General features: G+C 60.8%; 17 protein-coding genes. 1 reads left to right on the plus strand and 16 read right to left on the minus strand.

The annotated features are described in order from the left end of the window. Nucleotides 1-388: 388 nt before the first annotated feature. Nucleotides 389-853: a DUF5680 domain-containing protein gene (locus tag HJB84_RS02355; protein ID WP_221115182.1), complete on the plus strand. Its 465-nt coding sequence runs from the start codon at nucleotides 389-391 to the stop codon at nucleotides 851-853. A 68-nt stretch (nucleotides 854-921) separates the two neighbouring features. Here HJB84_RS02355 and HJB84_RS02360 read toward each other — a convergent pair whose 3' ends face one another. The 16 genes from HJB84_RS02360 to HJB84_RS02435 all read right to left on the minus strand — a co-directional run bounded on the left by HJB84_RS02360 (nucleotide 922) and on the right by HJB84_RS02435 (nucleotide 18896). Beyond that, nucleotides 922-1605: an ABC transporter ATP-binding protein gene (locus HJB84_RS02360; RefSeq protein ID WP_207583802.1), complete on the minus strand. Its 684-nt coding sequence runs from the start codon at nucleotides 1603-1605 to the stop codon at nucleotides 922-924. A 14-nt stretch (nucleotides 1606-1619) separates the two neighbouring features. Continuing rightward, entirely contained in the window at nucleotides 1620-2924 is a 1305-nt protein-coding gene (locus HJB84_RS02365; protein WP_221115183.1) for a lipoprotein-releasing ABC transporter permease subunit, read from the minus strand. Nucleotides 2925-2939: 15 nt separating this feature from the next. After that, nucleotides 2940-4262 (minus strand): proline--tRNA ligase, encoded by a 1323-nt coding sequence (gene proS, locus HJB84_RS02370; protein ID WP_221115184.1) that lies wholly within the window; start codon nucleotides 4260-4262, stop codon nucleotides 2940-2942. A gap of 591 nt (nucleotides 4263-4853) precedes the next feature. After that, nucleotides 4854-5129, minus strand: a complete 276-nt coding sequence (locus HJB84_RS02375) for a DUF1467 family protein (protein WP_207583799.1) — start codon at nucleotides 5127-5129, stop codon at nucleotides 4854-4856. A gap of 244 nt (nucleotides 5130-5373) precedes the next feature. Further along, nucleotides 5374-5778, minus strand: coding sequence for a methylmalonyl-CoA epimerase (gene mce / locus HJB84_RS02380; RefSeq protein ID WP_207583798.1), 405 nt, complete (start codon nucleotides 5776-5778; stop codon nucleotides 5374-5376). 2 nt (nucleotides 5779-5780) lie between these two features. Beyond that, a complete protein-coding gene (locus HJB84_RS02385) occupies nucleotides 5781-7451 on the minus strand; it encodes a ribonuclease J (protein ID WP_207583797.1) in 1671 nt (556 codons plus the stop codon). Between the two features lie 17 nt (nucleotides 7452-7468). Beyond that, nucleotides 7469-8233 (minus strand): biotin--[acetyl-CoA-carboxylase] ligase, encoded by a 765-nt coding sequence (locus HJB84_RS02390; protein ID WP_221115185.1) that lies wholly within the window; start codon nucleotides 8231-8233, stop codon nucleotides 7469-7471. Then, nucleotides 8233-9678, minus strand: coding sequence for an NADH-quinone oxidoreductase subunit NuoN (gene nuoN, locus HJB84_RS02395; protein ID WP_221115186.1), 1446 nt, complete (start codon nucleotides 9676-9678; stop codon nucleotides 8233-8235). The genes HJB84_RS02390 and nuoN overlap by 1 nt, the downstream gene beginning before the upstream one ends. A gap of 18 nt (nucleotides 9679-9696) precedes the next feature. After that, on the minus strand, nucleotides 9697-11208 hold the full coding sequence (locus HJB84_RS02400; protein ID WP_221115187.1) for an NADH-quinone oxidoreductase subunit M: 1512 nt from the start codon (nucleotides 11206-11208) through the stop codon (nucleotides 9697-9699). After that, nucleotides 11208-13208: an NADH-quinone oxidoreductase subunit L gene (gene nuoL, locus HJB84_RS02405; protein ID WP_207583793.1), complete on the minus strand. Its 2001-nt coding sequence runs from the start codon at nucleotides 13206-13208 to the stop codon at nucleotides 11208-11210. Before nuoL ends, HJB84_RS02400 begins: the two co-directional genes overlap by 1 nt. A 7-nt stretch (nucleotides 13209-13215) precedes the next feature. Beyond that, nucleotides 13216-13524: an NADH-quinone oxidoreductase subunit NuoK gene (gene nuoK, locus HJB84_RS02410; RefSeq protein WP_003547388.1), complete on the minus strand. Its 309-nt coding sequence runs from the start codon at nucleotides 13522-13524 to the stop codon at nucleotides 13216-13218. Nucleotides 13525-13546: 22 nt separating this feature from the next. Next, nucleotides 13547-14161, minus strand: coding sequence for an NADH-quinone oxidoreductase subunit J (locus HJB84_RS02415; protein ID WP_207583792.1), 615 nt, complete (start codon nucleotides 14159-14161; stop codon nucleotides 13547-13549). Between the two features lie 143 nt (nucleotides 14162-14304). After that, on the minus strand, nucleotides 14305-14796 hold the full coding sequence (gene nuoI / locus HJB84_RS02420) for an NADH-quinone oxidoreductase subunit NuoI (protein ID WP_164008961.1): 492 nt from the start codon (nucleotides 14794-14796) through the stop codon (nucleotides 14305-14307). 40 nt (nucleotides 14797-14836) lie between these two features. Beyond that, entirely contained in the window at nucleotides 14837-15880 is a 1044-nt protein-coding gene (gene nuoH / locus HJB84_RS02425) for an NADH-quinone oxidoreductase subunit NuoH (RefSeq protein ID WP_207583791.1), read from the minus strand. Nucleotides 15881-15892: 12 nt separating this feature from the next. Then, nucleotides 15893-17974 carry an NADH-quinone oxidoreductase subunit NuoG gene (nuoG, locus tag HJB84_RS02430; RefSeq protein WP_221115188.1) on the minus strand — a complete coding sequence of 694 codons (2082 nt, stop codon included), beginning with the start codon at nucleotides 17972-17974 and terminating at the stop codon, nucleotides 15893-15895. 223 nt (nucleotides 17975-18197) lie between these two features. Next, nucleotides 18198-18896, minus strand: a complete 699-nt coding sequence (locus HJB84_RS02435; RefSeq protein WP_221115189.1) for a 5' DNA nuclease — start codon at nucleotides 18894-18896, stop codon at nucleotides 18198-18200.

The following is an 18896-nucleotide window of genomic DNA, read 5'->3' on the forward strand; positions in this document are numbered from 1 at the left end:
AACTTTAGATTGCCATGACGATGAGCGAGAAGCTGGCAACGAACATTGCGATGGAGGTGAATGCTGCGATATCACGGATCATGTCAGTCATTTGGCTCTCCCTTACTTGTTATGTTTTCAATTTGTTCGATGTTTGTTCCGTTGTCAACAGGAATCTTTTCCTTCTTTCTTGCGTTAGAAAATCCCGGGATGCGCATTGCGATTCGGTAAGGTCCGGGACGCGATCTGATGAGGAGCGATGTTGTTTCGCGATCTGCCGTAGATCGTGACATGGTCGCCAGACGGCCGACCTCCTCTCAAGACGACCCGCTTGTCTCGGCTGATGTTCTTTTTTTGTTCTTTACAGATCACTGCATATTTGCCAGCATCCGGCCGAGAGGAGAACGACATGCTCGACATTGCGATGCTGAACGAATTCGTCGTAGAGGCCAAGGCTGCGACCTATGTCGGCGGCGGCGTGCCGCGCGCGCCCTGCCGGCCGGGTGCCCACGATATGGGCTATGAGCGCGGCGACTGGCGCTATCTCGACAGCTATTTCGGCGGCACCGATTTCGCTGGACAGGAGGTGGTGTGGTTTGCCGGCGAGCCCGTGTGGGTGATGAACTATTTCGGTTGGATCGTCGCACCAGATCTCATCGACGGCGCTGCCGCCGGGGCAGTGATCAAAGCGGCACTTTCAGCCATGTATCGGCAGGAGCGCTTTCTCGGCGGGATGGAATTCGATCATCCAACCGGCCGCTATCTCGACCGCAGCGAAGGCGGTTGCGAGCGGTTCAGCGGCCACGAATGCATCATGGTAAACGGCCAGAAGGCCTATATGCTCGATTATCGCGGCGGGCTGGTCCTCCCGTAATCGCTGCCTTAGATTTTTGTTTCTGCAGCGTTATCCCGGAACCGCTGCACACGTCCGGGCGACATGCTCTAGAAATCGACGACCTTGCCATCCGCGATCGTCACGCGCCGATCCATGCGACGGGCGAGTTCATGATTGTGGGTGGCGATGAGGGCCGCGAGGCCGGACTGGCGCACCAGCGCCTCCAGCGCATCGAAGACGTAGCTTGCCGTTTCCGGGTCGAGGTTGCCGGTCGGCTCGTCGGCAAGAAGCAAGCTCGGCGCATTGGCGACGGCGCGGGCGATCGCGACGCGCTGTTGCTCGCCGCCGGAAAGCTCGCCAGGGCGATGGGCGCCACGATGGCCGATGCGCATATAATCGAGAAGCTGGCCCGCCCGCTCACCGGCCTCCTTCCAGGACAGCCCGGCGATCAGCTGCGGCATCATGATGTTCTCGAGTGCGGAAAATTCCGGCAACAGGTGGTGGAATTGATAGACGAAGCCGATCTCGCTGCGGCGGATCGCGGTACGTTTCTCATCGCTCAGGCCGTCGCAGGCATGGCCGTTGATGCTGACTTCACCGCCATCGGGATGTTCCAAGAGGCCGGCGACATGCAGCAGGGTCGACTTGCCCGTGCCGGAGGGGGCAACGAGAGCGACGATCTCGCCTTTCGACAGCGAGAAATCCGCGCTCTTCAGGATCGGGAGCAGCGTATCGCCCTGCCCGTAATGGCGCTCGACGCCGGTAAGCTTGAGAACGACGTTGCGTTTCATGAAGGCGGCATTCCTTATTCGTAGCGCAGGGCCTGCACCGGATCGAGCCTGGAGGCGCGCCAGGCCGGGAAGATGGTCGCGATGAAGGAGAGCGTCAGCGCCATGACGACGATCGAGATGGTTTCGCTGAGATCCATCTCGGCCGGCAGCTGGCTGAGGAAATAGACCTGCGGATTGAAGATCACGGTGCCCGAAATCCAGGAGAAAAACTGGCGGATGGATTCGATGTTGACGCAGACGAGGACGCCGAGCAGAACGCCGGCAACGGTGCCGACGATACCGATCGCCGCCCCGGTCATGAAGAAGATGCGCATGATCGCGCCGGCGCTGGCGCCCATGGTGCGCAGAATGGCGATATCGCTGCCCTTGTCCTTCACCAGCATGATGAGGCCGGAGATGATGTTCAACGCCGCGACAAGCACGATCAGCGTCAGGATCATGAACATGACGTTGCGCTCGACCTGCAGCGCCGAAAAGAAGGTCTGATTGCGCTGGCGCCAGTCGGTGAGGTTGATCTGGCGGCCTGCCGCTTCCTCCACCTTGGGCCTCAGAGTGTCGATATCGTCGGGGTGGTCGACGAAAAGCTCGATCGACTGCACCAGTCCCTCGGCATTGAAATAAAGCTGCGCTTCCTCGAGCGGCATGAAGATGATCGAGGAATCATATTCCGACATGCCGATCTCGAAGAGGCCGGAGATCTTGTAGGACTTGACGCGCGGGCTGACGCCCATCGGCGTAATGTCACCATCCGGCGAGGTCAGGGTGATGAGGTCGCCGACGCTCAGGCCGAGTTGGTTGGCCATGCCGGTGCCGATCAGCACGCCTTGGCCGGAGGCATAACCCACCATGTCGCCTGATTTGATGTTGTCGGAGATGGTCTTCAGCTTGGTCAAGTCCTCGGCGCGGGCGCCGCGCACCAAAGCACCGGTGCTGCCGCCAGCTTGGGCGGAGGCAAGCACCTGGCCTTCTACCAAGGGCAGCGCCATTTTGACGCCGGGCACGGCGGCCAGCCTGCTGGAGAGGTCGGGATAATCGGTGAAGGGACCATCGGACGGCTGGACAATCATGTGGCCGTTAATGCCGAGGATGCGCGAGACGAGCTCGGTGCGGAAGCCGTTCATCACCGCCATGACGATGATCAGCGTCGCAACGCCGAGCGTGATGCCGACGAAGGAAAAGCCGGCGATGACCGAGATGAAGGCTTCCTTGCGGCGGGCGCGCAGATAGCGCCACGCCACGAGGCGTTCGAAGGTGGAAAATGGCTTGCCAGCCGGACCCAAGCCGGATTTTGAACTCCGGTCCACTGCTGCCTCTGCCATTTCGCCTCCGTTTCCTTAAGCCACGAACCTGTTGATCGCCGCTTCGATGGTCATCGTTTCGCGGGCGCCGGTCTTGCGGTCCTTCACCTCGACTTCGCCGTTTGCGACCGCGCGCGGGCCGGCGATGATCTGGACGGGCACACCGATCAGGTCGGCGGTCGCGAATTTCGTGCCGGCCCGGTCGTCGGTATCGTCGTAGAGCACATCCTTGCCGGCCTTGGTCAGCGCGGCATAGATCAGCTCGCAGGTATCGTCGCAGGCCTGATCGCCTGCCTTCATGTTGATCACCACGACATCGAAGGGCGCCACCGATGCCGGCCAGATGATTCCATTGTCGTCATGCGAGGCTTCGATGATGGCGGGAACAAGGCGTGTCGGGCCGATACCGTAGGAACCCATGTGAACGAAATGTTCCTTGCCGTCGGGTCCCTGCACTTTCGCGCCCATCGGCTCCGAATATTTCGTGCCGAAATAGAAGATGTGGCCGACCTCGATGCCGCGTGCCGATAGGCGGTCGCCTTCGGGAACGGCGTTGAAGGCCGCCTCGTCATGCATTTCCGAGGTCGCCGCATAGAGCGAGGTCCACTTGTCGAAGATCGCCTGCAGGGCTTCGACACTGTCGAAATCAGTGCGTTCGTCGGGAATATTGAAGTCGACGAAATCCTTGTGGCAGAAAACCTCGGATTCGCCGGTGTCGGCGAGAATGATGAATTCATGGCTGAGCTTGCCGCCGATCGGGCCGGTATCGGCGCGCATCGGAATGGCGCGCAGGCCGAGCCGGTCGAAGGTTCTGAGGTAGGCGGCGAACATCTTGTTGTAGGAATGCTCCGCCGCTTCACGCGTCAGATCGAAGGAATAGGCATCCTTCATCATGAATTCGCGCGAGCGCATGGTGCCGAAGCGCGGGCGGATCTCGTCGCGGAACTTCAGCTGGATGTGATAGAGATTGAGCGGCAGGTCCTTGTACGACTTGACGGAGGAGCGGAAAATATCCGTCACCATCTCCTCGTTGGTGGGGCCATAGAGCATCGGCCGATCCTGGCGGTCCTTGATGCGCAGCATCTCCTTGCCGTAGGCGTCGTAGCGGCCGCTCTCCTGCCAGAGTTCGGCCGACTGCAGGGTCGGCATCGAAAGCTCGATGGCGCCGGCGCGGTTCTGCTCGTCGCGGATAATGGCGTTGACCTTGTCGAGCACGCGTTTGCCGAGCGGCAGCCAGGAATAGATGCCCTGCGACTGCTGGCGGATCATGCCGGCGCGCAACATCAGCCGGTGGGAGACGATTTCCGCCTCCTTGGGGTTTTCCTTGAGGATGGGCATGAAATAGCGGGACAGACGCATGGCGGATTCCGAAGCAGTTGAGATCCCGCCGTAAGCGGAATCGAAAGACAGTGGTGGATGTCGGGAGCGTTCATAGCCGCTTCGCGGCAGGAAGGAAACCCGCAACGAACGTTGGCAACCTCCCCGGAGCGCATGTTCGCAGCCCCAAAATGGAAGGGCGTCGAAAAGCGCGTGTTTATAAGGACTTGAACGAAAATCTTGTCAACAGAAAAATTTTACTAGAGTGTAGCAAAAATGCAAAAAAAGCTAATGACAAAGCCCAATGTTTGAGCTAGCTTTAGCTCACAAAACAGGCAAGAGAGATAAATTCTTGCCAAATTCGCGGTCAAGTCTTGGGAGGATCAGATCTTAGGCGCGCTCGTCGCTGCCCCGGCAACGGTTACAGATCACGCGATACTTAAAACAAGGCTTTTAGCCTTGTTTTTTTTTGGCTTTTCGACTTCACCTACCCTAAAAATCCAAACAACTCCCGTAAGGGAATGATCCTCATTCCCTTACGCCAGCTCTTTGCCGCAATCGCATGACGCTGGTGTGACGAAGTTCGCTTTTTAGTGATATACATCTGCCCAAAGTTTGGGCAAAAGCTAGCTCTTAATAGAAGCTCGGCCCGAGTTGTGGAAGAGCATCGAAGCCCCAGCCGAAATAGGTGTCGCAGACATACCAGAGGCCGTAGATCAGAGCGGAAATCACCGTCGTCAGTGAAAAGACGAAGGCGGCACGAAACCGGCTGGGCGCGCTCGGAACGGTGCCGAAAACGACGTCATTGTCCTCAGCCTGGGTGCGCAGGCCGATCGGCAGGACGGCAAACAGCGTCATCCACCAGACGATGAAGTAGACGGCAAATCCCTGAAGAAATGTCTGGAGCATTGTGGTTCCCGGTGGTGTCGCGCTAAAGCGCGTCGCGATCTTTCAGATTCGCTCCTTGCGCTTTAGCTCTTTGTTTTACGCATGTCGTTGCCGCAAAACCGCTGCACACTTTTGCGCGACATGCTTTAGAGGACGGCAACAGACGTTCTGTCACTTTGAGTTAGGCGCCCTTATACGGCGGAATGGCAGCCAACTCAAAGCGGATGACGCGCATAGCCGCCTCGGAGGCATTCTGCCGCAGGGGTCACGCCTGTTCGAGTTCGATCAGCGTGCCGAAGAAATCCTTGGGATGCAGAAACAGCACCGGTTTGCCATGCGCGCCGGTTTTCGGCTGGCCGTCGCCGAGTACCCTTGCCCCGGCCTCGACCAACCGGTCACGGGCGAGAATGATATCATCCACCTCGTAGCAGATATGGTGCATCCCGCCAGACGGGTTCTTTTCGAGGAAGGCTCCGATCGGCGAGGTATCGCCGAGCGGTTGCAGCAATTCGACCTTGGTGTTCGGCAATTCGACGAAGACGACGGTGACGCCGTGTTCCGGCAGAGCCTGCGGCTGCGATACGGCAGCGCCTAGCGTGTCACGATAGGCGGCCGTTGCCGCGGCCAGATCGGCGACGGCAATGGCGACATGGTTCACGCGGCCAAGCATGGTCAGACCTTGGTGACGAAGGCGGTGACGACCGGCTTCTTGCCCCAGACCTGGTTCGCGGCCGAGCGGATGGCCCGGCGCACGGCCTCCTGCAGCATGTCGATATCCTTGCGACGGGCGCGCGGAATGCTTTCGATGGCGCTGATCGCCGCTTCGAAGAGCGTATCTTCCATCTCCTCGCCCTCGACGTCGTAGACCGGCAGGCCGATCGAAACGAGATCGGGATCACCGACGATGTCATAGCGGGCGTCGAGCACGACGCTGACCGCGACATGACCGACATAGGAAAGCTTCTTGCGCTCGCCGATCCCCATCTCGTCGAAATCGCCGATCAGCGTACCGTCCTTGTAGATGCGGCCATGTGGCGCCTGGCCGATCACCTCGGCGGGACCGGGCGCCAGCCGCAGAATATCGCCGTTGCGCACGCGCGGCACCAGGGCGATGCCGGATTGCTCGGCAAGCTCCTTGTGCGCCGTCAGATGCGTCGCCTCGCCATGCACCGGCACGACGATCTTCGGCCGCGTCCACTCGTACATCCGTTGCAACTCGTTGCGGCGGGGATGGCCGGAGACGTGAACCAGCGCCTCGGTATCGGTGATGATGTGCACACCCTGCTCGACGAGGCCGTTCTTGATGTCCTGGATCGCCTTCTCGTTGCCGGGAATGGAGCGCGAGGAAAACACGACGATATCGCCGGCCGCAAATGCCACATTGCGCATCTCGTCGCGGGAAAGCTTGGCAAGCGCTGCCCGCGCCTCGCCCTGGCTGCCGGTCAGAATGACGACGACCTTGTCGCGCGGGATGTAGCCGTATTCGTCCTCGGAGATGAAAGGCTTCACGCCCTCCATCAGGCCGATATCCTGGGCAACGTCGACGACCCGCTTCAGCGAGCTGCCGAGCAGCAGCACTTCGCGACCTGCCGCCTCGGCAGCCTCGGCAACAGTGCGGATGCGCCCGACATTCGACGAGAAGGTGGTGATCGCCACCCGCCCTTCGGCATTCTCGATGATCTTGCGCAGGCTTTCCGACACATCCTTTTCGGAGGGCGAAACGCCGTCGCGTAGCGCGTTGGTGGAATCGCACATCAGCGCCAGAACGCCCTCGTCGCCGAGCTGACGGAACCGCGTCTCATCGGTCAGAGGGCCGAGCGAAGGCTCGTGGTCGATCTTCCAGTCGCCGGTATGGATGACATTGCCGACTGGCGTGCGGATCATCAGCGACATCGGCTCGGGGATCGAATGGTTGACGGCCACACCTTCGATGCTGAAGGGGCCGACATTGATGGTGTCGCCTGCCTTGAACGGCGTCACCGGCACTTCGCCGATCCTGGCCTTTTCGAAATTGCGCTTGGCTTCGAGCAGACCAGCGGTAAAGCCCGAGGCATAGACAGGCACGTTGAGCCCGGGCCAGAGATCGGCGAGCGCGCCATAATGATCTTCATGGGCATGGGTGATGATGATCGCCTTGAGGTTTTTGCGTTCACTGGCGAGGAAACGGATATCGGGCAGGACGAGGTCGACGCCCGGCAGGTCGGGGCCGGGAAAGGTAACGCCGCAATCGACCATGATCCATTGGCGATGCTCGGGCGGGCCGTAGCCATAAAGAGCGAGATTCATGCCGATCTCGCCAACGCCGCCCAGAGGCAGGAATACCAACTCGTCCTGTTTCGCCATAATTTTCGTTTTTTCCGCTATCTAAAAAACACATCACCGGCAGCAATGGGCATCATCCTGCCAGTGCCGGTATCGAGCATCAACAAGCCATTATCATCAATTCCGGCGAATTGTCCGGAAATCGATCGGTCCGGCAAATTCACCGTGATCTTTTCGCCGATGCCGCAGGCGATGGTGCGCCAACGCGCCGTGATCTCGCCGACGCCGCGGCCCTGGTCCCATTGATCAAGCACCTCCGCCATCGCCGCGAAGAGATGGGCGAAAAGCTCCTCCAGCGAGGCCGCACTTGCGTGCTGACGCAGGCAGGTGACGGGGTAGAGCGGATTGTCCGGCATCACCGAGACGTTGATGCCGATGCCGACGATCAGCGCGTAGCGACCATCCGGGAGCCCCTCGCCTTCGACGAGAATGCCGCAAGTCTTCTTTCGGCCGATGAGGATGTCGTTCGGCCATTTGATCTCGAGCGGCTCGGCGCCCGGCGGCAGCACCTGACGGATCGCCTGGTGCACGGCAACGGCAACGGCAAGCGGCAAAGAGCTCAGGCGCTCCATTGGCGCCGGGTCGATCAGCAGAAGAGAGGCGTAGAGATTGCCGCTTTCGGAAACCCAAAGCCTGCCGCGGCGGCCGCGGCCGCCGGTCTGCCGTTCGGCCGTCACCCAGAGATTGCCGCCATCACCCGCCCGAGCCCGGGCGAGGCATTCGCTGTTGGTGGACGATGTTTCCGACAGAGCCTCGTGCCTGAAATCGCCGAGCGATATCCGGCGCCGTCCGTCGGAAGTCATCAAAAGAGCGTCGCGGCGGCAAGCTCGGCCGCACCGCCGATCGGGCCGCCGATCAAGACATAGGCGGTGACGAATAGACCGGAGAGACCGAAGACCAGACGCAACGAACCGGAGACACGGGCGAATTCGCCGGTCGCCTCATCGAACCACATCAGCTTGATGACGCGCAGATAATAATAGGCGCCGACCACCGAGGCGAGAACGCCGATGATCGCGAGCGCATAAAGTTTGGCTTCGATGGCGGCGACGAAGACGAAGTACTTGGCGAAGAAGCCGGCGAGCGGCGGGATGCCGGCGAGCGAGAACATCAGCGCCGTCAGCACCACGGCCATAAACGGGTTGGTGGTGGAAAGGCCGGCGAGATCGTCGACGTTTTCGACGACGGTGCCATCCTTGCGGCGCATCGACATGATGATCGCAAAGGTGCCGAGCGTCATCACCATATAGATGACCATATACAGCATGACGCCGGTCACGCCGGTCTGGTTTCCGGCGGCAAGACCGACCAGCGCATAGCCCATGTGGCCGATCGACGAATAGGCCATCAGCCGCTTGATGTTCTTTTGGCCGATCGCGGCAAACGCGCCTAGCACCATCGAGGCGATCGAGATGAAGACGACGACCTGCTGCCAGTCTGCCAGAACCGGCTGGAAGGCCGTGATCACGATACGGGTCATCATCGCCATGGCGGCAACCTTGGGGGCTGCTGCGAGGAAGGCGGTGACCGGCGTCGGCGCGCCTTCATAAACATCGGGCGTCCACATATGGAAGGGAACGGCGGAGATCTTGAAGGCGATGCCGGCAAGGATGAAGACCAGGCCGAAGATCAGACCGAGCGAACGCGCACCCTCGACGGAAAGCGCTTGGGCGATCTCGGAGAAGTGGGTGTGGCCGGTGAAGCCGTAGACCAGCGACATGCCGTAGAGCAGCATGCCGGAGGAAAGCGCGCCGAGAACGAAATATTTCAGGCCGGCTTCGGTCGACTTCAGGCTGTCACGGTTGATCGCGGCGACGACATAGAGCGCCAGCGACTGCAGTTCCAGCGCGAGATAGAGCGAGATCAGGTCGTTGGCCGAGATCATCAGCAGGATGCCAAGGGTCGCAAGCACCAGCAGAACCGGGAACTCGAACTTGTCGAGCTGGTTTTCGCGTGCGTGGCCGATCGACATGAACATCGCGACCAGCGAACCGATGAGCGCCACCAGCTTCATGAAGCGGGAGAAGCCGTCGGCCATGTAGACGCCGCCATAGGCGAGGCCTTCAGCGGGCACGAAGAGCAGCCACAGGCCGGCGGCCAGCAACAGCACGATGGCGAGGCCGGTGACGACGAGGCCCGACCGCTCGCCTGAAAAGACGCCGACCATCAACAGGACAAGGGCGCCGACCGCGAGGATGAGCTCCGGCGCGGAAAGATGCAGACTGAGGAGAATTGTTTCAGCGGTCATGTCCGATAAGTCCCGTCATCAATTCATAGACAGCGCAATATTCTGCGCTGCGTGCACGGCGGCCGTGTAGTTGTTGACCAGCAGGTCCACCGAGGCGGCGGTCGCATCGAAGACCGGGGCCGGGTAAATGCCGAAGAAGATGGTCAGCGCGACCAGCGGGTAGAGGATCAGCTGCTCGCGTCTGGAAAGATCGAGCAGCGCCTTCAGCTTTTCCTTCTCCAGCGCGCCGAAGATCACCCGGCGATAAAGCCAGAGTGCATAGGCGGCCGAGAGGATGACGCCGGTGGCGGCAAACAGCGCGACCCAAGTGTTGACCCGGAAGACGCCGATCAGCGTCAGAAATTCGCCGACGAAGCCCGAAGTGCCGGGAAGTCCGACATTGGCCATGGTGAAGACCATCATCGCCACGGCATATTTCGGCATGTTGTTGACGAGACCGCCATAGGCGTTGATCTCGCGGGTGTGAGTGCGGTCGTAGACGACGCCGACGCAGAGGAAGAGCGCGCCGGAGACGATGCCGTGCGACAGCATCTGGAAGATCGAACCCTGAACGCCCTGCATGTTGGCGGCAAAGATGCCCATCGTCACGTAGCCCATGTGGGCCACCGAGGAATAGGCGATCAGCTTCTTGATATCGTCCTGCATCATCGCCACCAGCGAGGTATAGATGATCGCAATGACCGACAGGGCGAAGACGAACGGCGCGAAATAGTCGGACGCGACCGGGAACATGCCGAGCGAGAAGCGGATCAAACCGTAGCCGCCGAGCTTCAACAGCACGCCGGCCAGGATCACCGAGCCTGCCGTCGGCGCCTGAACGTGGGCATCCGGAAGCCAGGTATGAACCGGCCACATCGGCATTTTCACCGCGAAGGAGGCAAAGAAGGCAAGCCATAACCAGGTCTGCAGCGCCGGCGGAAATTTATAAGCGAGCAGCGCGGTGATGTCGGTCGTGCCGGCCTGCCAGTACATCGCCATGATGGCGAGCAGCATCAGCACCGAGCCGAGCAGCGTATAGAGGAAGAACTTGTAGCTCGCGTAGACACGGTCCTTGCCACCCCAGACGCCGATGATCAGGAACATCGGAATGAGGCCCGCCTCGAAGAAGACGTAGAAGAGCACGATATCGAGCGAGACGAAAACACCGACCATCATCGTTTCGAGGATGAGGAAGGCGATCATATATTCCTTCAGGCGCTTCTCGATCGAGAGCCAGCTCGCCAGCACGCAGAAGGGCATGAGGAAGGTCGACAGGATGACGAACAGCATCGAGATGCCGTCGACGCCCAGATGGTAGCCGATGCCGGTGCCGAGCCAGTCATGCTTTTCGAGCATCTGGAAACCCGGATTGGCATTGTCGAAACCGGTCCAGATGAGAAGCGAGACGACGAAGGTGAAGACGGTGGTGATCAGCGAGACCCACAGCACGTTCTTCCGGCCGGTTTCGCTTTCGCCGTTCATCAATAGCAGGAGCACCACGCCGACGAGCGGCAGAAAGGTGACCGTTGAAAGAATAGGCCAATCGGTCATCAGAAGGAACTCCCGAGCATCATCCAGGTGACAAGCGCCGCAATGCCGATCAGCATGGCGAAGGCATAGTGGTAGAGGTAACCGGTCTGCAGGCGGACGACGCGGTCGGTGACGGCGACGACGCGGGCGGCAACGCCGTTCGGGCCATAGGTGTCGATGACGCCGACGTCACCCTTCTTCCACAGGAAGCGGCCGAGCGCCTTGGCCGTGCGGACGAAGAGGAAGTCGTAGAGTTCGTCGAAGTACCACTTGTTCAGCAGGAACTGGTAGAGAATGCGGTGCTGCCTGGCGAGGGTGCGCGGCGTCTGCGGCGAGCGGATATACATGTACCAGGCGAGGACGAAGCCGAGCAGCATGGCGATGAACGGGCTCAGGCCCACGAGCGCCGGCACGTGATGGAACTGTTCGACCAGTTCGTTCTCGGCCCCGGTAAACAGCGCGCCCTTCCAGAACGCGGCATATTCCTCGCCGTAGAACCGTCCTTCGAAGATCACGCCGGCAAACACCGCGCCGATCGCCAGAAGATAGAGCGGCACCAGCATGACCTGCGGCGATTCGTGGACATGGTGCATGACCTCGTGCGAAGCGCGCGGCTTGCCGAAGAAGGTCATGAAGATCAGGCGCCAGGAATAGAAGCTGGTGAAGAGAGCCGCGATGACCAGCAGCGAAAAGGCAAAGCCTGCGACCGGCGAATGCGAAGCATAGGTCGCCTCGATGATCACGTCCTTGGAGAAGAAGCCGGCAAAGCCGATCGGCGTGAACGGAATGCCGACGCCGGTGATCGCCAGCGTGCCGATGATCATCAGGATGCCGGTAACTTTGATATGCGGATACAGGCCGCCCATGTAACGCATGTCCTGCTCACCATCGACGGAATGGATGACCGAGCCGGCGCAGAGGAAGAGCAGCGCTTTGAAGAAGGCATGCGTGAACAGATGGAAGATCGCCGCGCCGTAGGCCCCTACCCCGAGCGCCACGAACATGTAGCCGAGCTGCGAACAGGTGGAATAGGCGATGACGCGCTTGATGTCGTTCTGCACCAGGCCGACGGTTGCCGCGAAGAAGGCGGTGATCGCACCGATGACGGTGACGACGACCAGCGCATCCGGCGACAGTTCGAAGAGCGGCGACATGCGGGCGACGAGAAAGACGCCGGCAGTGACCATGGTGGCGGCATGGATGAGGGCCGAGACCGGGGTCGGGCCTTCCATGGCGTCGGGCAGCCAGGTGTGCAGCAGGAACTGCGCCGACTTGCCCATCGCGCCCATGAACAGCAGCAGGCAGATGCCGGTCAGCGCATGCGCCTTGTCGAGTTGCATGCCGAAGAGGTTGAGGATCACTTCGCTCGCCTCGCCGCCGCCTTCATGCGGGGCGAAGTTCGAGGCATTGGCGAAGATCGTGTCGAGATTGATCGAACCGAACAGCACGAAGACGCCGGCAATGCCGAGCACGAAGCCGAAGTCGCCGACGCGGTTGACGATGAAGGCCTTCATCGCCGCAGCCGTTGCCGACGGCTTCTTGAACCAGAAGCCGATCAGCAGGTAGGAGGCGAGACCGACGCCTTCCCAGCCGAAGAACATCTGGGCAAGGTTATCGGCGGTCACCAGCATCAGCATGGCGAAGGTGAAAAGCGAGAGATAGGCGAAGAAGCGCGGGCGATGCGGATCGGTATGCATGTAGCCGATCGAATAGACGTGAACCAGCGTCGAGACCGTGTTGACGACGATCAGCATGACGGAGGTCAGCGTATCCACGCGCAGCGACCAGGAGACGTCGATGCCGCCGGACTGGATCCAGCGCAGCACCTCGACCTTGATCGGGCCGCCTTCAGGATGCCCCATGGCGACGGTGAAGAACACCACCCAGGACAGGATGGCGGCGATGATCATCAGGCCGCTGGTGACATATTCCGAAGCCTTGGCGCCGATGGCGCGGCCGAAAAGGCCGGCGACGATCGCGCCGATCAAGGGAAGAAAGACGATAGCCTTATAGAGGAACATGAGCCACTCAGCCCTTCATCATATTGACGTCTTCGACCGCGATCGAGCCGCGGTTGCGGTAGAAGACAACGAGAATTGCAAGACCGATCGCCGCTTCGGCAGCCGCGACCGTCAGGATGAACAGCGCGAAGACCTGGCCGACGATGTCGTTCAGGAAGGAGGAAAAGGCGACCATGTTGATGTTGACAGCAAGCAGGATCAGCTCGATCGACATCAGGATGACGATGACGTTCTTCCGGTTCAGGAAGATGCCGAAGACGCCGAGCGTGAAGAGGATGGCGCTGACCGTCAGGTAGTGGGAAAGTCCGATGACCATGTTCTTTGTTCCTTGACCTGCCTTAAACGCCCTGCCCGGGCTTGACCGAAACCACCTCGACGGCGGTGGCGGGCGTGCGGGCAACCTGCCTGGGAATATTCTGCCGCTTGATGTTGGTGCGGTGCCTCAGCGTCAGCACGATCGCGCCGATCATGGCGACCAGCAGCACCAGACCGGCGATCTGGAAGAAATAGACGTAGTTGGTGTAGAGCACGTCGCCGAGGGCAGCCGTATTGGTGCGTTCCGTCAGCGCCGGGATCGGCATGGCGACCGTCTTGGCGATCTCGGGCGAGATGACGCTGCCGCCAATGACGACGATCAGCTCGGCCGCGAGGATCACCCCGATCAGCCCGCCGATCGGCGCATATTCGAGAACGCCGGCCCTCAGTTCGGTGAAGTCGATATCGAGCATCATCACCACGAAGAGGAAGAGCACGGCAACGGCGCCGACATAGACGACGAGCAGGATCATCGCCAGGAATTCGGCACCGAGCAGCAGGAAGAGGCCGGCCGCATTGAAGAACACCAGGATCAGGAACAGAACCGAGTGAACCGGGTTCTTCGCCCAGATGACCATGAACGCCGACGCCACCGCGACAAAGGCGAAAAGGTAGAAAAATAGAGCCTGCAGACCCATGTTGGTGCCTTTTTCATCTTCCCCCCGGGCAGCCGGGAGTTTTTCTGCCCGATAGAGTTTTGCGCGGCTGACCGGCAAAGCTCCTGTGCATATTGACCGCGACCGAAGCAGCTAAGCTCCCTTACGGCATTTCAAAAACTCGATCAGCGGTACGGCGAGTCGATCGCGATGTTGCGGGCGATTTCGCGCTCCCACCGGTCTCCGTTATCCAGAAGCCGCGACTTGTCAAAATAAAGCTCTTCGCGGGTTTCCGTCGCGAATTCGAAATTCGGGCCTTCGACGATGGCGTCGACCGGGCAGGCTTCCTGGCAGAAGCCGCAATAGATGCACTTCACCATGTCGATGTCGTAACGCACCGTGCGGCGGGTGCCGTCATTGCGGCGGGGACCGGCTTCGATGGTGATCGCCTGGGCAGGACAGATCGCCTCGCAGAGCTTGCAGGCGATGCAGCGCTCTTCGCCGTTCGGATAACGGCGCAGCGCATGCTCGCCGCGAAAGCGCGGGGAGACCGGGCCCTTTTCGAAGGGATAATTGATCGTCGCCTTCTGGCGGAAGAAGTAACGCATCGACAGAAAGAACGCGCCGACGAATTCCTTGAGAAACAGCGAGCTGATGGAGCCGGACAAGCTTGCCATCTTCAACCTCCAATATTGCCGGAAACGAGAGCTGACATTATCATGCCCAACCCATCAGTTTCAGCACGAATGCAACGATGACGACCATGGCGAGCGACAGCGGCAGGAAGACCTTCCAACCGAGGCGCATGAGCTGGTCATAGCGGTAGCGCGGGACGAAAGCCTTGACCATCGCGAACATGAAGAACACGAAGCAGGCCTTCAGCATGAACCAGATGATGCCCGGAACCCAGTTGAGGATCCAGATGTCGACCGGGGGCAACCAGCCGCCGAGGAAGAGGATCGTCGTCAGCGAGCACATCAGGCAGACGGCCGCGTATTCGCCGAGCATGAACATCATGTATGGCGACGAGCCGTATTCGACCATGAAGCCGGCAACGAGTTCGGATTCGGCTTCCGGAAGGTCGAAGGGCGGACGGTTCGTCTCGGCAAGTGCTGAAATGAAGAAGATGATGAACATCGGGAAAAGCGACAGCCAGTGCCAGTCGAGGAACGACGACGGCAGGCCGAGCATGGTGCCGAGGCCGGTATGCTGCGCATTGACGATGTCGGTCAGGTTCAGCGAGCCGACGCAGAGCAGCACGGTGACGATGACGAAGCCGATCGAGACTTCATAGGACACCATTTGTGCCGCCGAGCGCAGGGCGCCGAGGAACGGATACTTCGAGTTCGAAGCCCAGCCGCCCATGATGATGCCGTAGACCTCGAGCGAGGAGATCGCGAAGATATAGAGGATGCCGACATTGATGTTGGCGATCACCCAGCCATCAGCCAACGGCACCACCGCCCAGGTGGCAAGCGCCAGAAGCACGGTCACCAGCGGGGCGAGCAGGAATACCACCTTGTTGGCGCCAGCCGGAATGACCGGCTCCTTGAAGACGAACTTCAGAAGGTCGGCGAAGGACTGGAAGAGGCCGAAGGGGCCGACGACGTTCGGGCCGCGGCGCAGCTGCACGGCCGCCCAGATCTTGCGGTCGGCGAGCAGCACATAGGCGACGAAGATAAGCAGGCAGACGAGAAGCAGCAGCGACTGACCGATCATGATGATCGCCGGCCAGACATAGGTCGAAAAGAAAGAATCCATAGTCCCCTGCCCTTACTCTGCCGCGACTTTGAAGTTGTTGCGGGCCAATGCCGAGCACTCCGCCATGACAGCCGAGGCACGCGCTATCGGGTTCGTCAAATAGAAGTCTTTCACCGGCGACGCAAACCCGGATTTGTTCATCTTGCCGGCTTTTTTCGCAACTGCGGCAATTTGGGCGCTATCGGTTTCGGCGATCTCGTCAATGGCGGCGAAATGCGGGAAAGCGGCATAGAGCCGGACGCGCAATTCGCTGAGCGAATCGAAGGGAAGCTTCTTGCCGAGCACGTCGGAAAGGGCACGGATGATCGCCCAGTCTTCGCGGGCATCGCCCGGTGCAAAGCCTGCACGATTGCCCATCTGGACGCGGCCTTCGGTGTTGACCCAGGTGCCGGACTTTTCGGTATAGGCTGCGGCCGGCAGGATGACGTCGGCATGATGCGCGCCGTTATCGCCATGCGAGCCGATATAGACGGTGAGCTTGGCCTTCTTGGCGGTGAAGTCGAGTTCGTCGGCGCCGAGCAGGAAGAGCACATCCATCGCCGTCAGCATTTCGGCGGCATTGACGCCCTTGGAACCCGGCACGAAACCGAGGTCGAGGCCGCCGACACGGGAGGCGGCCGTATGGAGGACGGCAAAGCCATTCCAGCCTTCAACGACCGCGCCGACCGAACCGGCAAGCTTGGCGGCACTGGCGAGTACGCCGGCGCCATCGGTGCGTGACAGCGCGCCCTGGCCGATGATGATCATCGGCTTGGCGGCGTTCTTCAGGACCTCGGCAAAGGCGTGACCGCCGTCGACCAGATCCTTCAGCGTGTCCGGACCACCGCCGAGATAGTCATAGGTGTAGCGCAATTCGCTCGGCTCGCCGATCACGCCGATCGGGAACTTGCCGCGGCGCCAGCGCTTGCGGATGCGGGTATTGAGGATTGCCGCCTCGAAGCGCGGATTGGCGCCGATGATCAGCAGCGCGTCGGCCTGGTCGATGCCCGAGATGGTCGGGTTGAAGAGATAGCTTGCGCGGCCGAGCGACGAATCGAGCGCCGCCCCATCCTGGCGACAGTCGAGATTGGTCGACCCAAGCGACTTCACCAGTTCGGAAAGCGCATACATTTCCTCAACGGAAGCAAGATCGCCGGCGATTGCGCCGATCTTGTCGCCGGAGGTAGCGGCAACGCCAGCCTTGATGGCGCCGAAGGCTTCTGCCCAGCTGGCAGGCTGCAGGCGGCCGTCGCGGCGGACATAGGGCCGGTCGAGGCGCTGGGTCTTCAGGCCGTCCCAGATGAAGCGGCTCTTGTCGGAGATCCACTCTTCATTGATCGCCTCGTTGACTCGCGGCAGGACGCGCATGACTTCGCGGCCACGGGTATCGACGCGGATCGCCGAACCGACGGCATCCATGACGTCGATCGATTCGGTCTTGTTCAATTCCCAGGGGCGCGCGGTGAAGGCGAAGGGCTTGGAGGTGAGTGCACCGACCGGGCAAAGGTCGACGACGTTGCCCTGCAGCTCGGAGGTCATCGCCTGTTCGAGATAGGTGGTGATCTCGGCATCCTCGCCCCGGCCGATCAGGCCGAGTTCGGAAATGCCGGCGACCTCGGTGGTGAAGCGGACGCAGCGCGTGCAATGGATGCAGCGGTTCATCACCGTCTTGACCAGCGGGCCGATATACTTGTCTTCGACGGCGCGCTTGTCTTCCTGGTAACGCGAAGTGTCGATGCCGAAGGCCATCGCCTGGTCCTGCAGATCGCATTCGCCGCCCTGGTCGCAGATCGGGCAATCAAGCGGATGGTTGATCAGCAGGAATTCCATCACACCTTCGCGGGCCTTCTTGACCATCGGGGTGTTGGTGAAGACCTCGGCCAGTTCGCCGTTCGGGCCGCCGCGGATGTCGCGCACGCTCATGGCGCAGGAAGCCTGGGGCTTCGGCGGGCCGCCCTTCACCTCGACAAGGCACATGCGGCAATTGCCGGCAACCGACAGCCGCTCATGGAAGCAGAAGCGCGGAACTTCGGCCCCGGCATCCTCGCACGCCTGCAACAGCGTGTAGTGATCCGGAACCTCGATTTCGTTGCCGTCAATCTTCAGTTTTGCCATCGTCGCTCAGTCCTGTTTCCCGTTTGCCTGATGACGGCAAACAAACCTATTTTTGCAACACTCTCATTGCCAAGCCGGATCTTTCGTCCTGCCGACATTTGATGTCGCCCAAATTCTCTGTCGCGCGTTCCAGGTCCGGAACCCGCACCGGCATCTGCGGCGTGGGGCCCCCGCCCGTCCGCCGATCTGCCCATATTTCCGGCCGATTGCACGGCCGGACAGTTCATTTCCTTCGGCGCGCCCGCCCTGCCAGAACTTTTGCCTGGCCGATCCAGTCGTCACGGTCGATGCGGCCGTTGACGCCAAGCTCGGCGTCGAGCCGGGCGATGTCCTCGGTGCTCCAGGCAGCAATCTCGGCGAAGCTGCGAATGCCCCTGTCGTTCAGCACCTGCTCCAGCTTCGGGCCGATGCCGGCGATCAGCTTCAGATCGTCGACCTTTTTCGCCCGCTGGGCCGGTTTTGCCTTCACAGCCGGCTGGCTGGCAGGGACCGGTTCGCTGACCGGTGTTACAACAGTCAGTTTCGGCCTTGTCTTCTTCTCGACATCAGGCTTGGTCTCCGCCGCCGGCTTGTTCGCGGCCACCGGCTTGACCACAGCCTTGACCTCAGGGCGGATATTCTCCGGCCGGATATCGACGGCGGGCATCGGCTCGTCCGGCGGCGTATCATCGAGCGCTGCCGCGACCTTGCCGGTCGTTTCCAGCGCGCTCTGGAAGGCGCCGAAAAAGGCGCCCGCCATCTGGGTCGAGAGACCGAAGCCGATCGCTGTTGCGGCGGCAAAGGCTGCGGCGGGATGCGCCATCAGCGGATGCATCGGCATTGCCCGCGCATTTTCCAGCATCTCGGCGGCAAGACGGCCGAAGCCGGCCGCGAAATCGGCGGCGTCTTCCTTCTTTCCACTCTTCGATGCGTTGTCCGCCAT

This window comes from Rhizobium sp. NZLR1b, assembly GCF_019685155.1.
Lineage (GTDB): Bacteria > Pseudomonadota > Alphaproteobacteria > Rhizobiales > Rhizobiaceae > Rhizobium.